At 60.7% G+C, this 23,655-nt stretch carries 19 protein-coding genes; 13 read left to right on the forward strand and 6 right to left on the reverse strand.

The window, feature by feature from the left end; translation table 11 throughout:
- Positions 1-6: 6 nt before the first annotated feature.
- Complete coding sequence (locus QP891_RS03085; protein ID WP_284769884.1) at positions 7-393, reverse strand: (deoxy)nucleoside triphosphate pyrophosphohydrolase; 387 nt, start codon at positions 391-393, stop codon at positions 7-9.
- A gap of 127 nt (positions 394-520) precedes the next feature.
- Between QP891_RS03085 and QP891_RS03090 the strand changes: the two genes are divergently transcribed.
- Positions 521-1,867, forward strand: coding sequence for a YjiH family protein (locus QP891_RS03090; RefSeq protein WP_284769883.1), 1,347 nt, complete (start codon positions 521-523; stop codon positions 1,865-1,867).
- Between the two features lie 3 nt (positions 1,868-1,870).
- Here the strand turns inward: QP891_RS03090 and hutG are convergent, their stop codons facing one another.
- Positions 1,871-2,809 carry a formimidoylglutamase gene (gene hutG / locus QP891_RS03095; RefSeq protein ID WP_284769882.1) on the reverse strand — a complete coding sequence of 313 codons (939 nt, stop codon included), beginning with the start codon at positions 2,807-2,809 and terminating at the stop codon, positions 1,871-1,873.
- A 62-nt stretch (positions 2,810-2,871) separates the two neighbouring features.
- Between hutG and QP891_RS03100 the strand changes: the two genes are divergently transcribed.
- Entirely contained in the window at positions 2,872-3,615 is a 744-nt protein-coding gene (locus tag QP891_RS03100; RefSeq protein ID WP_284769881.1) for an IclR family transcriptional regulator, read from the forward strand.
- Between the two features lie 74 nt (positions 3,616-3,689).
- Positions 3,690-5,240, forward strand: coding sequence for a histidine ammonia-lyase (hutH, locus tag QP891_RS03105; protein ID WP_284769880.1), 1,551 nt, complete (start codon positions 3,690-3,692; stop codon positions 5,238-5,240).
- Here hutH and QP891_RS03110 read toward each other — a convergent pair.
- On the reverse strand, positions 5,221-6,021 hold the full coding sequence (locus tag QP891_RS03110; protein ID WP_284805835.1) for an SGNH/GDSL hydrolase family protein: 801 nt from the start codon (positions 6,019-6,021) through the stop codon (positions 5,221-5,223). The genes hutH and QP891_RS03110 overlap by 20 nt on opposite strands.
- A gap of 181 nt (positions 6,022-6,202) precedes the next feature.
- Here QP891_RS03110 and hutU point away from each other — a divergent pair, with 181 nt between their 5' ends.
- From hutU to QP891_RS03130, 4 genes are all read left to right on the forward strand, one after another.
- Positions 6,203-7,879, forward strand: coding sequence for a urocanate hydratase (gene hutU / locus QP891_RS03115; RefSeq protein WP_284816941.1), 1,677 nt, complete (start codon positions 6,203-6,205; stop codon positions 7,877-7,879).
- A complete protein-coding gene (gene hutI, locus QP891_RS03120; RefSeq protein ID WP_284816943.1) occupies positions 7,880-9,049 on the forward strand; it encodes an imidazolonepropionase in 1,170 nt (389 codons plus the stop codon).
- 46 nt (positions 9,050-9,095) lie between these two features.
- Positions 9,096-10,967, forward strand: a complete 1,872-nt coding sequence (locus QP891_RS03125) for a DEAD/DEAH box helicase (protein ID WP_284769876.1) — start codon at positions 9,096-9,098, stop codon at positions 10,965-10,967.
- A 147-nt stretch (positions 10,968-11,114) separates the two neighbouring features.
- Entirely contained in the window at positions 11,115-12,353 is a 1,239-nt protein-coding gene (locus QP891_RS03130; RefSeq protein WP_284769875.1) for an HNH endonuclease signature motif containing protein, read from the forward strand.
- Positions 12,354-12,361: 8 nt separating this feature from the next.
- Here the strand turns inward: QP891_RS03130 and QP891_RS03135 are convergent, their stop codons facing one another.
- From QP891_RS03135 to putP, 3 genes are read right to left on the reverse strand one after another with little or no spacing between them, the layout of a single operon-like run.
- On the reverse strand, positions 12,362-12,805 hold the full coding sequence (locus tag QP891_RS03135; protein ID WP_284769874.1) for a DUF2269 domain-containing protein: 444 nt from the start codon (positions 12,803-12,805) through the stop codon (positions 12,362-12,364).
- Between the two features lie 56 nt (positions 12,806-12,861).
- Positions 12,862-13,428: an HNH endonuclease family protein gene (locus QP891_RS03140; protein ID WP_284769873.1), complete on the reverse strand. Its 567-nt coding sequence runs from the start codon at positions 13,426-13,428 to the stop codon at positions 12,862-12,864.
- Positions 13,429-13,462: 34 nt separating this feature from the next.
- Positions 13,463-15,034, reverse strand: a complete 1,572-nt coding sequence (gene putP / locus QP891_RS03145; RefSeq protein WP_284769872.1) for a sodium/proline symporter PutP — start codon at positions 15,032-15,034, stop codon at positions 13,463-13,465.
- 180 nt (positions 15,035-15,214) lie between these two features.
- On the opposite strand from putP, the gene QP891_RS03150 reads away from it, so the two are divergent.
- From QP891_RS03150 to QP891_RS03175, 6 genes are read left to right on the forward strand one after another with little or no spacing between them, the layout of a single operon-like run.
- A complete protein-coding gene (locus QP891_RS03150; RefSeq protein ID WP_502869486.1) occupies positions 15,215-18,232 on the forward strand; it encodes a DEAD/DEAH box helicase in 3,018 nt (1,005 codons plus the stop codon).
- A gap of 4 nt (positions 18,233-18,236) precedes the next feature.
- Entirely contained in the window at positions 18,237-19,058 is an 822-nt protein-coding gene (locus QP891_RS03155) for an SWIM zinc finger family protein (protein WP_284769870.1), read from the forward strand.
- Between the two features lie 2 nt (positions 19,059-19,060).
- Positions 19,061-20,176 (forward strand): metallophosphoesterase family protein, encoded by a 1,116-nt coding sequence (locus tag QP891_RS03160; RefSeq protein ID WP_284769869.1) that lies wholly within the window; start codon positions 19,061-19,063, stop codon positions 20,174-20,176.
- A 5-nt stretch (positions 20,177-20,181) separates the two neighbouring features.
- Positions 20,182-22,770 carry an AAA family ATPase gene (locus tag QP891_RS03165; protein ID WP_284769868.1) on the forward strand — a complete coding sequence of 863 codons (2,589 nt, stop codon included), beginning with the start codon at positions 20,182-20,184 and terminating at the stop codon, positions 22,768-22,770.
- A 5-nt stretch (positions 22,771-22,775) separates the two neighbouring features.
- Positions 22,776-23,282, forward strand: a complete 507-nt coding sequence (locus tag QP891_RS03170; RefSeq protein WP_023030972.1) for a MarR family winged helix-turn-helix transcriptional regulator — start codon at positions 22,776-22,778, stop codon at positions 23,280-23,282.
- Entirely contained in the window at positions 23,269-23,589 is a 321-nt protein-coding gene (locus tag QP891_RS03175; RefSeq protein ID WP_284769867.1) for a molecular chaperone GrpE, read from the forward strand. The genes QP891_RS03170 and QP891_RS03175 overlap by 14 nt, the downstream gene beginning before the upstream one ends.
- The last annotated feature ends 66 nt before the right edge of the window (positions 23,590-23,655 follow it).

A 23,655-nucleotide genomic window follows, 5' to 3' on the forward strand; every position in this document is an offset into this window, starting at 1 on the left:
AAGATTCTAAGGGCAAAGCTTTTCCACGGCTGGAATATCTGCTGGCGCCCAGGTCAGTTCCATTGCTTCTGCGGGGGTAACCCATCTGGTTGCGTCATGATCGCTGAGGCGAAGTTCGCCGCTGATAAGCGTGCAATAAAAGGTGGTTAGTTCGATGGTGGCAAAGTCGTATTCGTAGATGGTCGTCGTGAGCTTGCCGCCTACGCGCGCGATGAGGTTGAGTTCCTCGCGAATTTCGCGAGCTAAAGCCTGTTCGGGTGATTCGCCCGGTTCGATTTTTCCGCCTGGAAATTCCCAATGTCCTTCCAAGGGTTTTCCGGGTTTCTTGCGGCAGGCGAGGAATCGGTTGCCATCGTGAAAGACGGCGCCGACGACGCGGATGGGGTTAGACATAGTTCCATTGTGCCTTGAGCTAGGAAACGCTAGACAATAACGTGTTATTTAGATAACATAATCGCAATGTTCGCGTCAGGCTGTCGCGCGGGCTTGATCATCATGCAAGCTTGAGGGGCGGTCTATCGTGACTTCTACTGATTCAGTTAATTCCTCCACCCAGAGCCATGACGGGGAAGTCCCGCGGCCTGGGGGACGGTGGAAACTCTTTGTTTATAGCGCCATTGGCGGGTTCGTGTTCTTCTTTCCTGTGACGTATAAGGAAAAGAACTCCATTCCTTTGGACCACATGGTCACCATCGTGCGCGATAGCATTCCGGCGGTGGTGCCGTGGTTTATTTTTGCGCTCGCAGTGTATGGAACGGTGCGTAGCTTTAGTACGGGGCCGTTTAAGGAAAGCGCGCTGCAGGCGGTCTTTGCGGTCTTCAATATCGCCGGTGCCATCATTTCCTTCCTCATGGTTATTGACGCGCTGCCGTGGGTACTAGGTGATGAAGATTTGGTTCCCTTCTTGTGGAACTCCATTGCCACGCCGGTGGGGCTTATCGTGCCCATCGGCGGTACCTTCCTGGCATTTCTTATTGGCTTTGGGCTCTTGGAATTTGTTGGGGTGCTGATGCAGCCCATCATGCGCCCGCTATGGAAGACGCCGGGGCGCTCCGCCATTGATGCGGTGGCATCCTTCGTCGGTTCGTATTCGCTGGGCATTTTGGTGACGGACCGCGTCTATCAAAAGGGCGGGTACACCGGCAGGGAGGCTGCCGTTATTGCCACGGGGTTCTCCACGGTATCGGCGGCGTTTATGGTCATCGTGGCCAAGCAATTGGACCTGATGAATATCTGGGGCACCTACTTTGCCGTCACGCTGCTGGTGACGTTCCTGGTTACGGCCATTACCGTGCGCATCCCGCCGCTGCGGACGATTCCGGATGAATACTGCGAGGATGCAGAGCCAGACCCGGAAAAGCCGGTGGAAGGATCGCGCTTTAAGAATGCGTGGCGCGAGGCGATGCTGGCTCTGCAGCGTGCGCCGTCGCTGCCGCAGGCCATTTGGGATAATCTGCGCGATGGCGTGCGTATGGCCGCGGCGATCGTTCCGTCCATTATGTCGGTAGGCCTTATTGGCTTGCTGCTTGCGCGGTTTACCCCGATTTTTGAATGGATTGGGTACCTGTTTTATCCCTTTGCCTGGATAGTGCAGCTGCCGGAGCCGGCGCTTGGCGGCAAAGCCGCGGCGATGGGCATTGCGGAGATGTTTCTACCCGCCACAGCGGTGGCAGGCAGTGACTCCATGGTGCTGAAATTCGTCATCGGGGTCGTGGCGGTCTCTGCCATCATCTTCTTCTCCGCCTTGGTGCCGTGCATTCTGGCCACCAAGATTCCGGTGAAGCTATCCCACCTGGTCATCATCTGGTTTGAGCGCGTCGCGCTTACCATCGTGATTGCGACCCCGATTGCGCACCTCTTGTTCTGAGTCTTACTGCCCGTTTACCGCAGTGAGGTGAGCATTAACGATGTCATCGATAAGCCGCGCCGCCGCCTTGGCGGTGCGGTTGTCTATGTCGAAGGTGGGGTTGAGCTCGACGACATCGACAAGCGCGAGCTTGCCCGTCGCCGCGATGGCGACCGCCAGGGCGCGGATGCGCTCGTAGGCAACGCCGAGGCTGGCCGGGGCGGATACACCCGGCGCGGTGGAGGCGGGAAGCACGTCCAGGTCGATGGATAGGTGGACCTTGTCCGCACTGGCGGTGGCCTGGGTGGCGAGCGCGCCGCATTCGGCCGGGGTGAGGTTTAGCAGCTCCTCATCCAGGGTGTAGTTAACGCCGAGCTTATCGGCGTCGTTGAAGAGCACCGCGGTGTTATTGGGGCGGGAAATACCGAAGACGGTGTAATCAAAGTCATCGGTGAGCTGGGAAATCTGGGTAAAGGGCGTGCCCGAGGTGGCGTGGTCCGCGTGGCGGAGATCGAAGTGGGCGTCCAAGTTGATGATCGAGGTGGCACCGCGCGCGCGGAACAGGCCGCGGTGGGAGCCGAAGGCGGTTTCGTGCCCGCCGCCCAAGATGATGGGCAGGGTAGCGCTGCGGACGAGTTCTTCGACCTTGTCAGATAGGGCCTCGTGGGCGCCGTCGAGATCGTCGGCTTGGGTGGTGATGGTTCCGGCATCGGCAAGCGCGTGGCCGTGGTGGACCGCCAGGGAGCCAAGGGCTGTGCGCAGGGCGGAGGGGCCGGCGGCGGCACCTTGGCGGCCGCCATTGCGCAGCACGCCCTCATCGGAGGCAAAGCCCAGCAGGGTGACGGGCGCGGATTCGGCCTGGTTGATGACGCTATGCCAGCGCGCGTGCTCGGCGCCGGGGCCATCGGAGCGGCCGGACCATTCGGGGGCGGGAGTAAAAAGTGGGGCTGATTCGGTATTCATAGTGCCGATACTAGAAGCGTGCGGCGAATTTGTCTGTCAATGGCGGAATATAATTGGACGTTGTGAGTGCTAACCGAGTCCCCGCCGCGCGCCATGCCCTAGACATCCTCAAGCTGCTATCTACTATCGATGTCCCGATTTCCGCCGCCCGTATCCAAGGCGAGCTCGGCCTGCCGCGCTCGACCACGTACCACCTGCTCGCGGAAATGGTCGATGCCGGTTTCGTCGCCCACCTGCCCGAGCACAAGACCTACGGCCTGGGGCTGGCCGCGTACTCGATGGCCTCTGCGTATGTAACCCAGCAACCGCTGGTGCGCATGGCTACGCGCGACCTGGAGGAATGCGCACGGCTCGTTGGCGGATCCGGCCACCTTTCGCGCATGGCGGGCTCGGAGATTTTATACCTGCAGGAAGTCCGCGCGCCGGGCGCTACCTCGTTGGTTACGGAGGTGGGGGTGCGCCTGCAGGCGCATAAGACGGCATCGGGCAGGGTGATGCTGGCACACCTGCCGGAATGGGAGGTCAAAGCCGCATTCGATACCGCGGGAGGGGAAAATTTTGGTCTCCTTAAAAAGCAGCTGGACCGGGCCCGTGCGCGTGGATGGGACCAAGAGGTGGAAGAAATCTCGCGGGGGCAGGCCTCGGTGGCGGTGCCCATCCTGGACCACCTGGAGCGGCCCGCGGCGGCCATTGCGGTGACCTACCCCGTTTCCACGCCGGGCGATAGGGTGGAGGCGCTCATCGTGGCGCTGGGCCAGGCCGCGGAGAAAGTCGCGAGGAAAATGTATCGCCAGCGCGAAAAGTGAGGTAGCATGCGGGCAAGCGCGTTAGGCTGTGACGTGAGCTATATTTTGCTGCCCTAAAGACAACAGGAGTCATCATGCCTAATGCATACCCTTCTACCGTTACCGTCGGCGTTGGAGCGCTGACCATTGAGGAAGTCGTTGCCGTTGCCCGTTACGGCGCCACGGTAGAAATCTCCGCCGAGGCTTTGGATGAGGTCTCCTCCACGCGCGACCGGGTGGAAGAATTGGCCCAGGACCCCACGCCGGTCTACGGCATCTCCACCGGTTTCGGCGCGCTTGCCCGCCGCCACATCCCAGAAGAGATGCGCGCGCAGCTGCAGCTTTCCCTGGTGCGCTCCCACGCGGCCGGCACCGGTCCTGAGGTGGAAGAAGAAGTCATCCGCGCGCTCATGCTGCTGCGCCTATCCACCCTGTGCACCGGCCGTACCGGCGTGCGTCCCGTGGTGGTAGAGACCTACGCGAAGGCGCTCAATGCTGGCATCGTGCCGGTGGTGCGCGAATACGGTTCCCTGGGCTGCTCCGGCGACTTGGCCCCGCTGGCCCACTGCGCCCTAGCGCTCTTGGGTGAGGGCGAGGTGCGCGTGGGCGGCGAGCTCAAGGACGCCGGCGAGGCCCTTGCCGCCGCAGGCATCGAGCCGCTGGAGCTGCGGGAGAAGGAGGGCCTTGCCCTTATCAACGGCACCGATGGCATGCTGGGTCAGCTCTGCCTGGCCATCACTGACCTGCGCGCGGCTGCCAAGACCGCCGATATCGCCACCGCCATGACGGTAGAGGGCCTGCTTGGCACCCTCGTTGTCTTCGCCGATGACCTGCAGCAGCTGCGCCCGCACCCGGGTCAGGCCGATTCTGCCGCCAATATCCGCCAGGTGGCGGACGGCTCCGAGATTCTCGCAGCAGCGCTGGAGGAGTTCAAGAAGAACCAGGTCCAGGACGCCTACTCTGTGCGCTGCGCGCCGCAGGTGGCCGGCGGTTTCCGCGATACCTTGGCGCACACCGCGCAGGTAGCAGAGCGCGAGCTCGCCGCCGCCGTGGATAACCCGGTGGTGGCCAAAGACGGCCGCGTGGTCTCCAACGGCAACTTCCACGGCGCGCCGGTGGCCTATGCACTCGACTTCCTCTCCATCGTCACCGCGGATCTGGCGTCCATCTCTGAGCGCCGCACCGACCGCTTCCTGGATCCAGCCCGCAACCGCGGCTTGAACGCCTTTCTTGCCGACGACCCCGGTGTCGACTCCGGCCACATGATCGCCCAATACGCACAGGCAGGCATCGTCAGCGAATTAAAGCGCCTAGCCACCCCGGCCTCGGCCGATTCCATTCCTTCTTCTGCCATGCAGGAAGACCACGTGTCCATGGGCTGGTCCGCCGCCCGCAAGCTGCGCAAGGCCGTTGATGGCCTGCAGCGCGTGCTCGCCGTGGAGATCCTCACCGCGGCGCGCGCCATCGACATGCGCGAAGGAACGCCCGCTGGCGGCACCGGCGCGGTCATTGCCGCCCTGCGCGAGACCGTTCCTGGTCCCGGCACCGACCGCTACCTATCGCCGGAAATCGAGGAGACCGTGCGCCTGGTCAAGTCTGGCGCGCTGATCGATGCCGTCGAGACCGCTACGAGCGAGCTGCGCTAACCGCCTGCGCCATCGCCGCCTGGCCCGCATGGGTGGGGTGCATGGGGAAGGAATCGGTATCCTGCCCCGTAAAGTCCACCCACGGCTCATCCGAGCAGGCGGAGTGCTGCGGGGCATCGTCAGGCAGCACGTAGGTGGCGCCGTTGCGCTCGGCGGCTTCGCGCACCGCTTTGTTGATGCGCTGGATGGTATCTGCCAACCACTCCCGGTCTGTGGCCGGGATTTTTTCTATGAAGGGGCAAGTCTCGCCCGGGTTGATGAGGGGTATATAGCCGGTGGCAATGACCTTCGCCTCAGGCGAGCGGTGGGCGATTTCCCCGTAGACCTTGTCCAGACGTTGGGGCAGATCGTGTAGCTCCAGCTCTATCTGAGCCCCCGATTCGTCTTGGCATATATCGTCCGTTGCGCATTGGGTCAGGCGCACAAAGCTGACGTCGTTGCCGCCGATGCTCAAGGAGACAAGGGACGTATCCGCAGCCAGCGCGTCTACCTGGGCGGGGTGTTCGCCCGCGGAGGATAAAACATCCAGCGTGCTCGCGCCCTGGCAGGCGACGTTGCGGAAAGAGCTCGTGGCGATATCCTGCGCGGCGAGCTCCGGATAGGAATCTTGTGCGCGTGCGCAGGAATCGGGCGGATCGAGCGGGAGCGTCGTCGAGCCCATCGCAGCATAGGAATCCCCGAGGGCCACATAGTTTTCGGGGTCTTCTGGAACTTCCTCTGGCTGGTTGGAACATCCTGCAAGCAGGCAGGTGGCGGCGAGGGCGGGCAATACGTGGCGCATGAATGCCATCGTAGCCGCAGAGTCTGAAATGCCAGACAGTTGGTGACTATGCAAGCTCTAAATACGTTGTGCATCACACTAAATTGATATCTGTGACGCTCGCCAAGCCCCCGGGAGACAGCCCCGGGAAACCGGCCTTGGGGTAGGGCACGGCGTCGATAAGCACGAGCGAAAGGAAGCCATGTCTGAACCACGCGAAGTCCGCGCACCCCGCGGCACCGAACTCAACGCAAAATCCTGGCAAACCGAAGCGCCACTGCGCATGCTGATGAATAACCTCGACCCAGAGGTGGCAGAGCGCCCAGAGGACCTCGTGGTCTACGGCGGCACCGGCCGCGCAGCACGTAGCTGGGAGGCATTCGATGCCATTGTGGAATCGCTGAAGGACCTGGAAAGCGATGAAACCCTCCTCGTCCAATCCGGCAAGCCGGTGGGCATCTGGAAGACCAATGAATGGGCACCGCGCGTGCTCATCGCTAACTCCAACCTCGTGGGCGACTGGGCTAACTGGGAACACTTCCGCAAGCTCGAGGACGAGGGCTTGATGATGTACGGCCAGATGACGGCCGGTTCCTGGATCTACATTGCCACCCAGGGCATCCTGCAGGGCACCTACGAGACCTTCGCGGCCGTGGCCAAGAAGCGCTTCGAGGACAGCCTGGCAGGCACCCTGACCCTGACCGGTGGATGTGGCGGCATGGGCGGTGCCCAACCGCTCGCCGTGACGCTCAACGGGGGAGCAGTACTCATCGTGGACGTGGATGAGCACCGCCTGCGCCGCCGCCAGCACAAGCGTTACCTCGATGAAGTGGTCACCGACTTGGACGAGGCCCTGCGCTTGGTCCTCGATGCCAAGGAAAACAAGAAGGCCCTCTCCGTGGGCCTGGTGGGCAATGCCGCCGAGGTCTTCCCAGAGGTGCTGCGCCGCCAGCGCGCCGGGGAGTTCAAGGTGGACATCGTCACCGACCAGACCTCCGCGCACGACCCACTGTCCTACCTGCCCACCGAAATCACCGTGGATGACCGGCAGTCCGAAGCCAAGGCCGATCCCACCACCTTTACCAAAAAGGCCCGTGAATCCATGGCCGCACAGGTCCAGGCGATGGTGGAATTCCAGGACGAGGGCGCCGAGGTCTTTGACTACGGCAACTCCATCCGCGATGAGGCCCGCCACGCCGGCTACCAGCGCGCATTCGAGTTCCCAGGTTTTGTTCCCGCCTATATCCGCCCGCTCTTCTGCGAGGGAATGGGCCCGTTCCGCTGGGCAGCGCTGTCTGGCGACCCGGAAGACATCAAGGTCACCGACCAAGCCCTAAAGGAGCTCTTCCCAGAAAACGAGCACCTGCACAACTGGCTGGACGCCGCCGAGGAATACGTCGAGTTCGAGGGCCTGCCCGCCCGCATCTGCTGGCTCGGCTACAACGAGCGCCACAAGGCCGGCCTGCTTTTCAATGACCTCGTGCGCGAGGGCAAGATTAAGGCCCCCATCGTCATCGGCCGCGACCACCTCGATTCCGGCTCGGTTGCTTCCCCGTACCGCGAGACCGAAGCCATGCTCGATGGCACCGACGCCGTCGCTGACTGGCCGCTGCTCAACGCCATGACCGCCGTATCTTCCGGCGCTACCTGGGTCTCCCTCCACCACGGCGGCGGAGTGGGCATGGGCCGCTCCATCCACGCCGGCCAGGTCACGGTTGCCGATGGCACCGATCTCGCCGCCGCCAAGCTGCGCGCCGTGCTGACCAATGACCCAGGCATGGGCGTTATCCGCCACGTCGATGCCGGGTACTCTCGCGCAGAGGAAGTAGCCAAAGAACGCGGCGTTCGCGTACCCATGGAATTTAAGGCAAGGGATTAAATGAGCACACTTTTTACCGGAATTTCAGAGCTCCGCACGGTCAGCGAGCACGGCACGCTTAACGATGCCGCCCTTATCGCCGACCACGGCACCATCGCCTGGATTGGCCCCGCCTCTCAGGCACCTGCCGCCGATGACCAGGTGGACTTGGGCGGGCGCGCCGTCCTTCCCGGTTGGGTGGATTCGCACACCCACATGGTCTTTGACGGTGACCGCTCCGCCGAGTTTGAGGCCCGCATGTCCGGCGGCTCCTACGAGGCAGGCGGCATCGCGGTGACCATGGACGCCACCCGGGAAGCGGGGGCGGACCGCTTGGACAAGCTCGTCGCCGAGCGCGTGGCCGCCGGCCGCCGCGGTGGCACCACCACCTTCGAGACCAAGACTGGCTACGGCCTCAACACGGAATCTGAAGTGGAAGCCGCGCGCGTGGCATCCCAGCACGTCGACGACGTGACCTTCCTCGGTGCCCACCTCGTGCCGCCGGGAGCGGATGCGGAAGACTACCTCGATGAGGTCGTCGGCCCGATGCTGGACGGCGTTGCCGAATACGTCCAGTGGATCGACGTCTTCTGCGAGCGCGGCGCGTTCAATGAAGAGCAGTCGCGCCGGGTTTTAGAAGCCGGTAAAAAGTTGGGCCTTGGCCTGCGCGTGCACGGCAATCAGCTTGGCGAGGGCCCGGGTGTTAGCCTCGCGGTCGATCTCGGCGCCGCCTCGGTTGATCACGTGAACTACCTGAGCGATAGTGACATCGAAAAGCTCGCAGCATCTGAGACCGTGGCCACCATGCTCCCAGCCTGCGATCTTTCCACGCGCGAGCCCCTGGCGCCTGGCCGTGCGCTTCTCGATGCCGGCGCCACCCTCGCCATCGCCTCCAACCTCAACCCAGGTACCTCCTATACCTCGTCGATGAACTACTGCGTGACCACGGCCGTCCTGCAGCAGCACCTATCCGTCGACGAGGCCATCCACGCCGCCACCACAGGCGGTGCCACGGCGCTGTGCCGCCATAATGTGGGCAACGGCCTTGATCCTAAGGGCCGCCCCGCGAAGGGCACCCTGGTGGAGGGCGCTGCCGCTGACCTGCACGTGCTCGATGCTCCTAGCGCGGTGCACTTGGCCTACCGGCCGGGTATGCCGCTGAGCTATCGCACGTTCGTGGCGGGGGTATAGCGAGGAATGGAGTTTGCCGCCGGTATCGCGTAGGGTTGGACGAGCAATGAGCATTACCGATAACGCCACCGGCGGCGTAAACGAGCCGGAAGATTTTAATAAGTCGGAATCTCAGGACAACTCGCAAGGTGTCAACCAGGACACCAGGGCTGCGAATACTTCTGAGGGCACCGGCGCTGAGTCCAAAGATTCGGCCAACGACAACTCCCAGGGGTTCGAGCACCTCGGCTTGCCAGATAAAATTCTGCAAGCCGTTGCGAAAGTAGGCTTCACCACGCCGTCCCCCATCCAAGCAGAAACCATCCCGATCCTGATGGAAGGCCGCGACGTCGTGGGCCTTGCACAGACCGGTACCGGCAAAACCGCAGCCTTCGCGCTGCCGGTCTTGTCCCAGCTTGACCCGCAGGCGCGCCACCCGCAGGCGCTCGTCCTTGCGCCTACCCGCGAGCTGGCCCTGCAGGTTGCAGACGCCTTCCAATCCTTCGCGGAAACCCTGAAGGGAATCGAGGTTCTTCCTATCTACGGTGGTCAGGCCTACGGCATCCAGCTGTCTGGTCTGCGCCGCGGCGCCCAGGTCATCGTGGGTACCCCGGGTCGCGTCATCGACCACCTGGAGAAGGGTTCGCTTGACCTGTCCCAGCTGCAGTTCCTCGTCCTCGATGAGGCCGATGAGATGCTGAACATGGGCTTCCAGGAAGACGTTGAGCGCATCCTGGAAAGCACCCCGGACCGCAAGCAGGTGGCGCTTTTCTCCGCCACCATGCCTAACGCCATCCGCCGCCTGTCCAAGCAGTACCTGCACAACCCGGCGGAAGTAACCGTTAAGTCTGAGCGCCGCACCAACGACAACATCAAGCAGCGCTTCCTGCTGATTCCGCACCGCGCAAAGATGGATGCCTTTACCCGCATCCTCGAAGTCATTACCTATGACGCCATCATCGTCTTCTGCCGCACCAAGCATGAGACTGAAGAGGTGGCCGAGGCCCTGCGCGATCGCGGCTACAGCGCTGCTGCCATTAACGGCGACATCGCCCAGGCGCAGCGCGAGCGCACTGTCGACCAGCTCAAGTATGGCCGCCTGGACATCCTCGTGGCTACCGACGTCGCCGCGCGTGGCCTTGACGTCGAGCGCATCACCCACGTGGTGAACTTCGACATCCCGAACGATACCGAGTCCTACGTGCACCGCATCGGCCGTACTGGCCGTGCCGGCCGCTCCGGCGAGGCAATCCTGTTCGTCACCCCGCGCGAGCGCCGCATGCTACGCTCCATCGAACGCGTGACCAACGCCCGCCTCGAAGAGATGGATCTGCCGTCCGTCGATGAGGTCAATGAGAAGCGCAAGGAAAAGTTTGCGCAGGCCATTACCCAGTCCATGGACAACAAGCAGGCCGATTTCTTCCGCAACTTGGTACGCAAGTACTCGGAAGACAACAACGTTGCCATGGATGACATCGCAGCTGCGTTGGCCGTCATGCACCAAGGTGGCAAGAACTTCCTATTGGAAGACAAGCCTTTGCCCAAGCCAAAGAAAGACCGCCGCGATCGCGATGACCGCAAGCGCGACCGTGACTTCAAGGGTGGCGGCAAGAACCGCGGCGGCTCCAAGCGGCCGGATGGTGACTTTGAGACGTACCGGTTGGACGTCGGCAAGCGCCAGAATGTCCGCCCTGGTGCCATCGTCGGTGCTATCGCCAACGAAGGTGGCCTGTCTGCCAAGGACTTCGGGCGCATCACCATTGCGGTGGGGCACACGCTCGTGGATCTGCCGAAGAACATGGACCCGGCTGTGCTTGACCGCCTGAAGGATACCCGGATTTCTGGGCAGCTCATCAAGATTCAGAAGGATACCGGTCGCCCGCCTCGCCGTGATGGCGGCGGCGGTGGCCGCAAGCACGGTGGTCGCTTCCGCGACTAATTAAACCTCCAAAGGGCCTCTTTTTAGAGGCCCTTTTTTCATGCCCTGTGACCTGCGCTTTTACTATAAACGGGGGTAGTGTGTCAGGGTGGTCTTGTATGGTGTATGGCGAAATCATGTTCTAGTAAATCTCTCGAAAGAAAGTCCATGAATGCGCCATATTATGCCAATACCAATCCAGAAAATTCTACCTCCCGTGCAGCTACGGAGATTAGGAAGGCCGAATACCAGTTTTGGGAAAGGCTTCATCCTGGCCCGGATGACGATATCGAAATTATTAGCCAATCCCTGTCTAACTTAACTGGGGCGCGTCAGTCCCGAATTAGGAATATTATTTTCGCCTTCGAGCGATTAAAAGAGCTGCCGCGGCTGCGCGCTCGGCAAGAACAGCATTTCCATTTAGATTTAGACCGACTCATTACGATTGACCAAACCCTAGCCAAACTCGGCGCCATTGATGCGGAGAAGAAATTCACTATCGATGACGCCCTGACCAACTACTTGACCCCAACCCGTCCCAATCAAAAGCTGCCCTCGCACCGCAATCTCCGCCGAAAGCTGCGCGAGCTCATCGTGCGCCTCGATCCCTCTATTGCCGCGCGGGATCCGCGCCGCAAGCAAGCCTATAGCGTTGAACCTACAGGCGGGGAGTGGGCCGCGGTTTGCCTGGACGTCGGGTTAGAAACCGCGGAGATAATCGACCGCAATATTCGGGATATCGCTACGGACAAGGACCTCACGATGGCTGAGGCCGCAGTGGAGCTGCTGACTGGAAAGGCGCAGGCGAAGGCCAAGGTCGTGTTGAATATGTATCGCTGCGACCTGCCGGATGCGCCCGCGTTTGTACAGCACTTGGGCTGGGTATCCCCGGAGACCGCGGATGACCTACAGGCTCGCGCGACAACGACAAGGGATATGGAGAAAGCCGGTCAGGCGGAGAGCCCCAACTATGTGACGCCGCCAGATATCCGGGCGTTTGTAGAGGGCTTGGATGGCACGTGCCGGTGGCCAGGCTGCACGCGGCCGGCCGTGGTTTCGCAGATGGACCATCGGCACGACTTTGCGGATGGCGGTCCGACCTCGGCGGCAAACCTTACGTGCTTATGCCAACACCATCACAATATAAAGACCGATGGCAGGGCCTTTTATATCAAGGACCCGATAAGCGGGGACATCGTCTGGCTCTTTGATGACTCTACGTGGGTCTATGACTCCGCGAGTGGGCCGCTGGCCCCCAAGAACCGCAGGTGGGCGCAGACGGTTGCACAGGCGACGCAGAAACGGAGGGAGAATGCGCATGCAGATGCGCAGCAACTAAAAGAAGAACTTCGGGAAGAGTCCACCCATGAAAAAGGGGACAGCGATGACACTGTCCCCGAAGAGTAAATGGCTTCCTAGATGTACATCAAGATAAGACAGATGATCCACAGGAGGTTGAAGACGCCGCCGAAAGCGGACAAGGACTTCTTAATGGAGCCCAGGTTGGCTGTATCGCCGGACTCTAGGGCTGCCTGCGCCGTGCGCTGCTTAGGAAGGATGAGGAAGAAGAGCAGGCACCACGCGATGATGGCCACGAGGATGGCGATGTGGAAGTTGACCTGGCTCTTGAAGGTTTCGATATCAGACAGGAAGACAGCAAGGCCAAGGACCGGCACGAGCGCGGAAATGTAGCCGTAAGTATTGGTGATGTTGTGCAGGTTACGGGCGGCACCGAGGGCTGTCTTATCGCCCTGTGCTGCGCCCTGCAGCTGCGTCTGGTAGATGGACGTGGAAATGCACACGGGGCCAAGCAGAACAATGGCCGCCGCCACGTGCAGGAAAATGAAAAAAGTAGTCATGGAGGATGCCCTTCAGTTAAGAAAAGTTGCCTTGTTCACCCTAATCAATTTCCCTGCTAGAAATCGAACCGACATTGCCTTCTCATTGCACGCACGTCTGCGCGGGGCAACGGTAACTCGTAGTTCCGGGCGATTTCTGCGAGGCGCCGCGAGTAATCGCAGCGGTTGGCGGGCGGGAGCCACTCAGAGGGGAGGGAATCGGACTTTTCCTGATTGAGCTCCCGGCTGGTCGCCACCAGATTGAGGGGATCGTTAGCAAAGCGGATCTTGGTGTCTTGGTCCCATTCTGCAGCCCCCAGGTCAAAGGCGGCGGAAAGCGGGAAGATGTGGTCGACCTCGATGGGGGAGGTCGCTGAAATCATCTCACCCGCGTAGGGGTCATAAATCGTGCCGGATTGTGGCCGGCAGTCAGCGAAGTCCTCGCTGGCTTGGTTCTCCATGATGGCCTCACGCGTGGTGCATGCGCCGTTGGGCTGCCAGCCGCCGAACTCGTCGCGGTCGTAGCCCGGCAATTCCGCGCGAGCCGGCACTGTGGAGACATCAAAACGCGGAAAAGGCCACGCATACCATGCGATAACGAGAGCGGTTATGCATGATAGCGCGGCCAGATAATAGGACTTCATGCCCTATTGGACTCCGCGAGGTGCGGGAAGGTTCCTACTTGTTATCGGAAACCTTTTCTGCTGCTTCCTCGAAGTCCAGGGAGTCGTCCTTCTCAACGAGCTTGGCAAGCTTCTCGGCTTCCTCGAACTCGTCCAAGACCTCCTGGTCTGGCTGCTTGGTAGCCAAGGTGACCAGAACGGTAACGAGGAGTGCGGAGAAGAAGCCCGGAACCATCTCGTAGAGGGAATCGCCAAGCGGGGACATGCCCCAGCCGATGGCGACGACTGCACCGGTAACCATACCGGCGATTGCACCGGTTGCGTTGAGGCGCTTCCAGTACAGAGCCAGGATGACGAGCGGACCGAATGCGGAACCGAAACCAGCCCATGCGAAGCCGACCAGGCCAAGGATGGAATCGGACGGGTTGATGGCCAAGATTGCGGCGATGACCGCGATGGCCACGACGGCGGTACGGGACAGGTTAATCAGGATGCGCTCGTCAGGCTTGCGCTTTGCGATGATGAGGTAGAGGTCCTCAATCAGGGAAGAGGACACCACGAGCATCTGGGAGGACATGGTGGACATGATCGCTGCCAGAACTGCGGTCAAGACGAAACCTGCAGGCAATGGGTGCATCATGGCCTGAGCCATATCCAAGAAGATGGTCTCGAAGTTTTCTTGGTCAGTGATGGTTTCACCGAACTGGGTGAAGTACACGGTACCGGTAAGCGCAACGAAGATAGCGCCGATGACGGAAAGACCCATCCAGGTGATGCCGTAGAAACGGCCCTGCTTGGCGTCGGAAGGCTTACGCAGCGCCATGAAGCGCACGATAATGTGCGGCTGACCAAAGTAGCCAAGGCCCCAAGCGGCGTTACCAACGATAACACCAGCGGAAACACCGGCGAAGAGAGAGAAGTAGTTATCGTTTGGCTCGAGAGCGCCGTCGGTAGCGTAGCTGTTTTCGGTAGCGAAGGAGAAGATCGCGCTGGCATCGTCAAGAGCGAAAAGCGCCATGATTGGCACGATCAGCAGGGCGACGAACATCAGCATGCCCTGCATAGCGTCGGTGTAGGACACTGCCAGGAAGCCACCGATGAAGGTGTAGAAAATGGTCACTGCGGCGATGACCAACATACCGGTGATGTAGTCGCCACCGAAGGTGGACTCGAAGTAACGACCACCGGAGACCATGCCGGAAGAGACGTAGAAGGTAAAGAAGAAGATAATGATAACTGCGGAGATAATACGCAGCATGCGCGACTTATCGCGCAGACGGTTCTCGAAGAAGGAGGGGACCGTAATGGAATCGCCCGCAACCTCCGAGTAAGCGCGCAGACGCGGCGCAATCCACTTCCAGTTAGCCCATGCACCGATAAGGAGGCCGATAGGCATCCACAGCTCGGAAAAACCGGAAAGGAAGAGCGCGCCAGGCAGACCCATAAGCAGCCAGCCGGACATATCGGATGCGCCGGCGGAGAGAGCAGCTACGAATGGGTGCAGGCCACGGCCGCCTAAAACATAATCGTCATATTCGTCGGTTTGTTTGTAGCTCCAGTAGCCAATGGCTGCCATTACGAGGAAGTACACAATCATCGCAATGACGTACCAAGTTGATTCTTGCACGTTTCACTCCTTGTAGTGATTTGTCGGACATTCTTACGTTAACGGTGACTTCAGGTTCACCCAAGCTAAAATTCAGCTGTGGCATAGATCTCTGGTGATGTTTTTCACCGTTTAACTGCGTAAAGACGTGAATATAACGAGCTTGTAACAAAACTATACGGGGCTGCTATGCTGGCCGTTATGGCTTCTTACCTTGTGCATGGCCTTTGGCTGCCGGTCTCGGGGCTTGGTCTATGGATTGAGCAGGTAGAAGGGCACAAGATTGTTATGCCTTCGGCCGTGCCGGAGGGGACGTTTCCGCAGGCAGTCGATGCCATCTTGGCTAAGAAATCCTTCCGGAACCGGGCGCGCGTATCGCTGCGGACCCCAAAGGGAAAAGATGTCTCGCTCATGGTGCCCATGGCCATGTTTGCCCCGGAAGAAGCGGTAGAAGCCCTAGCCCAGCTGGAATACCTGGATCATCACCCGCCGGCATCGATTGCCCCGGATTTGCACTGGCTCATCCACGCATATAGCGGCCTGAGCAAGTTTGTCCGCGCGGGCAGGGTGACGTTCCGGCTGGCATACCAGGCCAATGAGTGGTTCCCCATGTGGCAGCTGGCCTCAGGCTTGGGCGAGCGCGGGTGGCTGGCAGAAATGATGGCCGCGGCGCCCGGGATTCTCCATATAAATAATAGAGCCCTGTCAGATGACCTCGCGGATGAACTAACGCATTGGATTGCCAACCGGGAATTGCAGCCGCTGCTCAATGAACCCCGGCCCATGCCGTGGCACGACTTCGCCCGTGCGCTATTGACGACGTCTCCCATTCGCCGCGGCCGCGCGCAACTACTGCGCGGGCTTAATGAATGGAAGAATTCCATTTACCAGGTGGAACTCCAGCTCGTCTACATCGTGGAGGAGCCGGAAGAACAGGATCCAGAAGATGCAGCGTGGCCGATTCGGGTGCGGGTGCGCTCTGGAACGGATTCGCCGCGGCCGGTATCGGCGGAGGAGCTGGATAGGGCGAGCATCGAGAAGCTGCGCGAAAACCACCGCAAGGCCGTGCATGCGGCACCGAGCCTGGGCCAGAGTACGCAATTGCCCCAGCCTGGCGACGGCGATTGGGATGTCTACCTGGACACGGAGCAGCTTACGCAGTTTATTGCGTACGAGGTGCCCGAGCTGAAAAAGCGGGGCATTACCGTCATGCTGCCCAAATCGTGGGCGCAGATGGATACCAAGGCCAAGCTGGAAACCCGTGAGGCCCGGGACCCGGCCGAGGCCGCCACGAAGAAGCACATCGGCATGAATCAGCTCGTGGACTATAACTGGCGCATGTCCGTGGGTGATGTGGAGCTTACCGAGTCCGAGATGGATGAGCTGGTCAATTCCAAGTCCGGCCTCATTCAGCTGCGCGGCAAGTGGGTGATGGCCGATACCCAGGTTGTGTCCAAGGTCTCCTCTTATATGGAGGAGCTGGCGGATAAGTCCCGCGAGCGCGCCAAGAAGGAGCTCGAGCAGCTGGCGGCCTCGGCGGAGATGGCTAAAAAACTCAATGAGCCGGGCTGGCAGCAGCTCATGGCAGAAGTTGAGCGTCGCCGTGCGGAGTTCTACGAGAAGAGCGAGCACCAGGTCACGGTGGCGGAGCTGCGGGAGCTGGCGCTTGAGTCGATGGCCCAAGAGCCCATCGAATTCACCGGCAGCACATGGCATACCGCGTTGCTCGGCGGCATGGATACGGTTGCGCCTAAGCGCGTGGACATTCCGGAGACCGTGCATGCTGATCTGCGCGAGTACCAGCGCACGGGCGTGGACTGGCTGTATTGGATGTCGCGCAATAATATTGGTGCCGTGCTTGCCGATGACATGGGGCTCGGCAAAACACTCCAACTACTGTCCCTTTTGGCGGTGGAGAAGGAGCGCGGTGAACAAACCGGGCCCACCTTGGTCGTCGCACCGACTTCCGTGGTAGGTAACTGGGCTCGCGAGGCGCGTCGCTTCGTGCCGGATTTCGAGGTCATGGTGCAACACGGCGCGGGGCGGCCGAGCGGGGAGAAGTTCCTCGAGGCCGCCGCGAAAGCCGATCTGGTCATTACGACGTACGGCACCGTCAGCCGGGATTTCAACCTCTTGGGTGAGGTGTCCTGGCAGCGCGTGGTCCTCGATGAGGCGCAGGCCATTAAGAATTCGGCCACGCGTTCCTCCAAGGCGGTGCGATCGCTGCCCTCTGAGCACCGCGTGGCTCTGACTGGTACGCCGGTGGAAAACCGGTTGTCAGAGATGCGCTCCATCTTGGACTTTTGCAACCCTGGAATCTTGGGCACGGCGTCCTTCTTCCGCAATCACTTCGCAAAGGCCATCGAGCGCAATAATGATGAAGAGATGTCCGAGCGCCTGCGCGCGCTGACCGCGCCTCTTATCCTGCGCCGCGTCAAGACCGATCCCAATATCATCGATGATCTGCCGGAAAAGTCCGAGCAGATTCTTACCGTATCCATGACCACAGAGCAGGCGGCTTTGTATAAGGCGCTGGTCAATGAGGTGAAGAAGAGCTTGGAGGATGCTACGGGCATCAGCAAGCGCGGCGTCGTCTTGGCCTCGCTGACGCGCATTAAGCAGATTTGCAATCACCCAGCGCACTACCTGGGGGATGAGTCCCCAGTGGTTATCAAGGGCAAGCACCGCTCGGGCAAGGTGAAGGAGCTGATGCGGATTGTCGATGCCGCTACCGAATCCGGCGAGCGCCTGCTGATCTTTACCCAGTACAAGGCCTTCGGGGATATTTTGCAGCCCTATCTGAGCGATCAGCTGCGCCACGAGATTCCCTTCCTGCACGGCGGGGTGACGAAGAATAAGCGCGATCAGATGGTGGAGAACTTCCAAGCCGAGGACGGCCCACAGGCGATGATCCTTTCGCTCAAGGCGGGCGGCACGGGCCTCAACCTCACCGCGGCATCGATCGTGGTGCACATGGACCGCTGGTGGAACCCCGCGGTGGAAAACCAGGCTACGGACCGTGCCTTCCGCATCGGTCAGCGCCGCAACGTGCAGGTGTATAAGATGATTACCGCTGGCACGTTGGAAGAATCCATTCAAGATATCTTGGATGGCAAGACGCAGCTGGCTGGTGCCGTCGTCGGCGAAGGCGAGGGGTGGCTCACGGAATTGGAGCCAGACCAGCTGGCAGAGCTGATGAGTTACCGGGGAAAGGAGTAAGCGGATGGCCGTTAAGGGCGATGACAATGTCATCTACGCAAACTTTGGTACCCGCAAGCGCGTGAGCACCCCGGATGAGGTCAACCATGTTGACCGCAGCGGGCGGCTACTGTCCAAGACCGCAGCCCGGATTTCTTCCTTTACCAGCCATGATGCGGACCGGGGACGGATTACCCGCGGGCGCCAGTACGCCGAAGGCGGTCACGTCGTTGGCTTGGAGATCCGCAACGGTGCCATCCATGGGCGCGTGGCCGGTTCCCAGAACGAGCCTTTTTCCGTACTCATCCAGCTGCCGTACCGCGATAATGACGATATTGCGGCACTCGCCGGCCAATTCGCGCGCACGCCGAATTCCGTAGCGAATGCGCGCAAGGGCCTGTTGTCTGAGGAAGCGCTGGATACCTTGTTTGCCAGCGAGGTCGAAGATCTGCGGCTATCCTGCACCTGCCCGGATTCCGCGTATGCCTGCAAGCACATCGTGGCGGTGGGAGATAGGCTCGCCACCCGCGCGGATGCGGATCCCGCCGTGATTTTCAATATGCGCGGGCTGGACTTTGCGCGCTTGGAAAAGGCCGTCATGGAGCAATCGCAGCAGGTCTCTCGAGAAAGCTTTGGAGCTAGCGATTTATCCGCGGAAGAAAAGAACGACGTGTTCTGGAATGGCCGCGAGATGCCTAAACTGCCGCACCCCAAGGTTGCCCCAGCGCTGGAAGATTCCGATCCGGACCTCTTGCGCAAGGCCCTGCGGGCCGTATCGCATACCAATATTGACCTCTTGCGGGCCGTGTCCGATATTGAAGACCTCTACTACCACTTAACGCACTGATTATGATTGCAACGACCTTTATCCACACGTCCGACTTCCAGCTGGGAATGACCCGCTGGTTCTTGAAGGGGGAGGCGCAAGGTCGTTTCAACGATGACCGCGAGTCCGCCATCATGCACCTAGGCCAGCTCGCGGAGGAGGTCGGCGCGCAGTTCATCGTCGTGGCGGGCGATGTATTTGAACACAATGCGCTCTCCCGAGAAATTTTGGCCCGCGCTACCGAGATGTTTAAGCGCTTGCCCGTGCCGGTGTATGTGCTGCCGGGAAACCACGATCCGCTGGTCGCGGACTCGGTATTTTATCGCACCAGCGCGGATAACGTGCACGTCATCGCGGATTCAGAACCCATCGCGGTGGGCAAGGGCGTGGAATTGGTGGGGGCGCCGTACTTGTCCAAACGCGCCAACCACGACTTGGTGCGCCAGGCCTTGGAGCCGCTCGAACCCACGGAGGGAATCCGGATTGCTGTGGGCCATGGACAGGTGGATTCGCGTACTAGCGGGGGAGATGCCGATACCATCGACCTGGAATTCGTAGAGCAGTGCTTGGAGCGTGGGGTGATCAATTACTTGGCGCTGGGCGATACCCACTCGACGGCCAGCCTGGGAAAGACCGGCCGCGTCTGGTTCTCTGGGAGCCCGGAGACCACGGACTTTAAGGAATGCTCCACCGGTGGCGGCGAGGCCGATTCCGGGAACGCGCTGGTGGTAAGGATTGAGGGGGAAGACATAGACATCGATAAGCGCAGCATCGGGCGCTGGACGTTTGAAGCCCTCGATGCCTCCGTCAATTCCACCGAGGATGTCGAGCGCTTCCTGCGCAGCTTGGAAGAGTACCCGGATAAGGTGCGCACGGCGATTAAATACAGCCTGCAAGGGACCCTTGGCATTGCGGCGCACGCCCAGCTGCAGCGCGGGCTGGATGAGTTGGAGGCGGTCTTTGCCTCGCTGCGCCCGCGCGAGCGAACCATGGACCTGTTCTTGGAGCCTAGCGAAGACGAACTAGCCAACCTGGACATTTCCGGCTATGCCGCCGACGCCCTGCAAGAGCTGCTGGAAAACCGCGAGGATCCGGTGGCCCGCGACGCCGCCAACCTGCTATTTCGCTTGGAAGGATAAACCACATGCGCATCCACAGCTTAGAAATTAAAAATGTCCGCGGCATCGAGCATTTAGTGTTGGATGACCTTCCAGAAACCGGGGTGGTGGTCATTCACGGCGAGAACGAGGCCGGTAAATCCACCATCGTGGAGGCCCTCGATGTGGTGCTGACGGAAAAGCACACGGCGCGCCCCAGCGGTATCCGGGATCTGCAGCCGGTGGGCAAGGACGTATCGCCGGAGGTCATTGCGGATATTTCCGTGGGGGAATACCGCTTTCGCATTGCCAAGCGCTGGCTGCAGAAGAAGTACTGTGAGCTGGCCATCTCGTCCCCGCGCCACGCACAATATACAGGCCGCCAGGCCGATGATGAGCTGGAACAGATTTTAAGCGAGAACATGGATCGCCAGCTTCTCGATGTTCTCTTTATGCGCCAGGATGACTCCAATGATGCCATCTCCGCGGTGGGCATTCCCTCGTTAACGCAGGCCCTCGAGCAGAAGTCCGGCCTGGCGGAGGACGAGGTCTCCGGCGATGATTCTCAGCTTTTGGGCAAGGTGGATAAGGAATATAAGCGCTACTACACCGAAAAGACGGGCAAGGCGGCCGGCGAGTATAAGAAGGCCCAAGAAGACGCGGAGCGCACGTCACAGGAGCTGGAGGAGGCGACCGCGGCGGTGCGCGGGCTCGATTCCGTGGTGGAGCGCTATGAGCACCTGGAACGCCAACAAGAAGAGGCCGAAGCGCAGCTTCCCGCGGCCCGCCAGGACCTCGCAGAGAAGCAGTCCGCCGCGGACGAGGCTGTGCAGGCCCAGCACCAGGTGGATGCGCACAAGGCCGAGCTCACCCGTGCCAAGGAAGACTTTCAGCGCGCGAAGGATGCACAAACCCAGCGCCGGGAGATGGTCGAGGCGCTCGAGGCCGCTGGCACCGCAAAGTCGAGCGCCGCGGATAAACTTGCGACCGCCCGCGAGAAGGCCGCGGAGGAAAACGAGAAGAAAGAGGCGGTGGAAAAGAAGCTGGCTACCGCCAAAGAGGACTACGCCACTGCGCGCACAACGCTCAAGCAGGCGCGGGCGTATCAGGACAAGGAGACCTTTAAGCGCCTGGATAAGCGCCTGCTCAAGGTAGAGGAACTGGCACGTGGTGTGGAGAAGGCTCAGGCGGAGATAGCCCAGCGCGGGCGCGAGATGACGGCCGCGGATGTCGAGGAACTCCGCAAGGCGGATGCCGATCTGTCACTGGCCAAGCGCCTACATGATGCCACCGCCGCCAAGGTGGAATTTTCCGGACCCGAGGGCGCGGAGATTGGGGTGGATGGGAAGCTGGTGGACATCGGCAAGCAGCCCGCAATTGAGCTTATCGATGGCCGCGAGATCACCATCGGCGATATCACCGCCCGCTTCGTGGCCGGTGCATATTCTTCCGATAAGACCCAGCGCGAGGTGGATCAGGCTGAGGCGCGTTTGCAGGAGCTTTTCGATGCCACCGGCGTGGAATCCATCGCCGCCGCAGAGAACCTGCACGAGGCGCACAGCGAGCAGAATTCCGGGTTGGATGCGGCCACGCGCAGACTCGAGGGCGAGTTGGGGCCAGATGATTTAGGCGAACTGCGCGCCCAACACGCGGCGCTCAAGGAGAAGGTCGCCGGGCTCGATGATGAACCAGCCATGGACTTATCCGCTGCGGAGGAGACGGAAGAAGAGGCGCGCGAGCTTGTCGATGCCCTCGACCGCGAGCTTATTCCCTTCCGCGATAGCCGCATTGCCCACGACGTGGTGCGCCTAGAAGCCGAGCTCGAGGCCGCCACCGAGAAGGCCGCGCGCGCCGAGCGTGAGCTGGTGGAGGCGCGGGAGAAAACCTCCGATGCCGGCCTGGAAGAAGAGGCAGAGCGCCTAGGTGCGCTGGTGGCCACGCTGCAGGAACAGTTATCTGAGATGGAATCCGTGGATCTGGCTACCGCCCAGGACTTGGTAGAGGGCGCGCAATCGCACCTAGAGTACCTGCAGAATCAGGTACAAGATTCCAAGGTGGAGCTGGGCAAGCTATCGAGCGAGATTAATTATCACTCCGGCGCGGCAGAGCGCGAGCAGCATGCTCAAGCGGAAGCAGAAATGGCGCAGGCGGTGCTAGAGAGCGTGGAAAAGCGCGCGCTGGCGGCGCGCTACCTGCGCGAGCTGCTGCTCAAACACCGCGATGCCGCACGCCAGCGCTATGCCGAGCCCTTCGTGGCGGCGCTCGCCCAACTGGCCCGCCCCATCTACGGCGGGGATATCAGCTTTGAACTGGCAGACGATCTGTCTGTGACCGCCCGCACCCGTGATAATGAAACGGTGGCCATGACCAGCCTGTCTGGCGGCGCGCGCGAGCAGCTGGCCATCCTTACCCGCTTTGCTATCGCGCGCTTGGTGGCAGGGGAGGAAACCGTGCCGGTCATCGTCGATGACGCGCTGGGCTCCACCGACGCCCACCGCCTGCAACTGATGTCCACTTTGTTCTCACAGGTGGGCCGCGAGAACCAGGTTTTGGTCTTTACCTGCATGCCGCAGCGCTATTCCCGAGTGCCTGGGCGCAGCGAGCGCGACATCGCCACGCTGAAGGAGGTAATCTAGTCGTTATGTCTGAACAAACCCGCTGGTTAAACGATGATGAACAGGAGCTATGGCGCCTATTACTGGCCGCGACCCGCAAGATAGATAGGGGCATGGACGAGACACTTAAGGCTGGCGGGGAGATCTCCGTCTCCGAATTCGCGGTCCTGGTATCCCTCTCGGAAGCACCAGATCAGCACCTGCGCCTGCGCGACTTGTGCACGGAGCTCGCCTGGGATCGCTCGCGCGCCTCCCACCAGGTCACCCGCATGGAAAAGCGCGGGCTCTTGGTTAAAGAAAAGACCACCGATGATGGCCGCGGGGTCAACGTGTACATCACGGAGACTGGGCTTCACCATCTCGAGCGCGCGGCCCCCGAACACGTGGAATCCGTCCGCCGCTTGGTCTTCGATCATCTCCACGAGGATGACGTTCCTGCGCTCAAGCGCTTTTTCCATGGGGTATTGCAGGTCAATAATATCCCCGGCTATTCGGGATTCGTCCCGGATTCTTTATTGAATGGAGGAAAATAACACCGCCATGATGGGACAAGAACTTTTCGAGCACCCTAAAAAGCAGCATAAAACGTATGGCTTGACGGCCTTGGGCGAGCTGGGCCAGCGCATTGGTGATCCAGAGGCCTTCGCCGAGGATCGCGCCGATGCCGATCAGATTGCCGCGATGGAAGAAGCCTTGGAAGCCTACCCCGATTCTGCGTTGACCTTTGATGAGGATGCCGATACCTGGATCGTGGGCGCGGAAGAGGACATCGAGAAGATGTTTGCGGACCGCGAGGGATTCCTCGAGGCTCTATTAAATGATGAAGATCCGGGGATCTAATGCCACTGCGGAGACCATAAACTGTTAAGATACTTTTAGTTAATCTTCGGTGAAGCGAGAGGTTTT

Source organism: Corynebacterium sp. MSK310 (genome assembly GCF_030227355.1).
GTDB lineage: Bacteria > Actinomycetota > Actinomycetes > Mycobacteriales > Mycobacteriaceae > Corynebacterium > Corynebacterium rhinophilum.

Bases quoted from the DNA above. Each gene is read 5' to 3' on its own strand.
- QP891_RS03110 (WP_284805835.1), bottom strand. From the start codon at position 6,021: ATGCGCCACGTATTGCCCGCCCTCGCCGCCACCTGCCTGCTTGCAGGA.
- QP891_RS03165 (WP_284769868.1), top strand. From the start codon at position 20,182: ATGCGCATCCACAGCTTAGAAATTAAAAATGTCCGCGGCATCGAGCAT.
- hutH (WP_284769880.1), top strand. From the start codon at position 3,690: ATGCCTAATGCATACCCTTCTACCGTTACCGTCGGCGTTGGAGCGCTG.
- QP891_RS03135 (WP_284769874.1), bottom strand. From the start codon at position 12,805: ATGACTACTTTTTTCATTTTCCTGCACGTGGCGGCGGCCATTGTTCTG.
- hutG (WP_284769882.1), bottom strand. From the start codon at position 2,809: ATGAATACCGAATCAGCCCCACTTTTTACTCCCGCCCCCGAATGGTCC.
- QP891_RS03125 (WP_284769876.1), top strand. From the start codon at position 9,096: ATGAGCATTACCGATAACGCCACCGGCGGCGTAAACGAGCCGGAAGAT.
- QP891_RS03130 (WP_284769875.1), top strand. From the start codon at position 11,115: ATGAATGCGCCATATTATGCCAATACCAATCCAGAAAATTCTACCTCC.
- QP891_RS03150 (WP_502869486.1), top strand. From the start codon at position 15,215: ATGGCTTCTTACCTTGTGCATGGCCTTTGGCTGCCGGTCTCGGGGCTT.
- QP891_RS03175 (WP_284769867.1), top strand. From the start codon at position 23,269: ATGGAGGAAAATAACACCGCCATGATGGGACAAGAACTTTTCGAGCAC.
- hutU (WP_284816941.1), top strand. From the start codon at position 6,203: ATGTCTGAACCACGCGAAGTCCGCGCACCCCGCGGCACCGAACTCAAC.
- hutI (WP_284816943.1), top strand. From the start codon at position 7,880: ATGAGCACACTTTTTACCGGAATTTCAGAGCTCCGCACGGTCAGCGAG.
- QP891_RS03085 (WP_284769884.1), bottom strand. From the start codon at position 393: ATGTCTAACCCCATCCGCGTCGTCGGCGCCGTCTTTCACGATGGCAAC.
- QP891_RS03170 (WP_023030972.1), top strand. From the start codon at position 22,776: ATGTCTGAACAAACCCGCTGGTTAAACGATGATGAACAGGAGCTATGG.
- QP891_RS03160 (WP_284769869.1), top strand. From the start codon at position 19,061: ATGATTGCAACGACCTTTATCCACACGTCCGACTTCCAGCTGGGAATG.
- QP891_RS03155 (WP_284769870.1), top strand. From the start codon at position 18,237: ATGGCCGTTAAGGGCGATGACAATGTCATCTACGCAAACTTTGGTACC.
- QP891_RS03140 (WP_284769873.1), bottom strand. From the start codon at position 13,428: ATGAAGTCCTATTATCTGGCCGCGCTATCATGCATAACCGCTCTCGTT.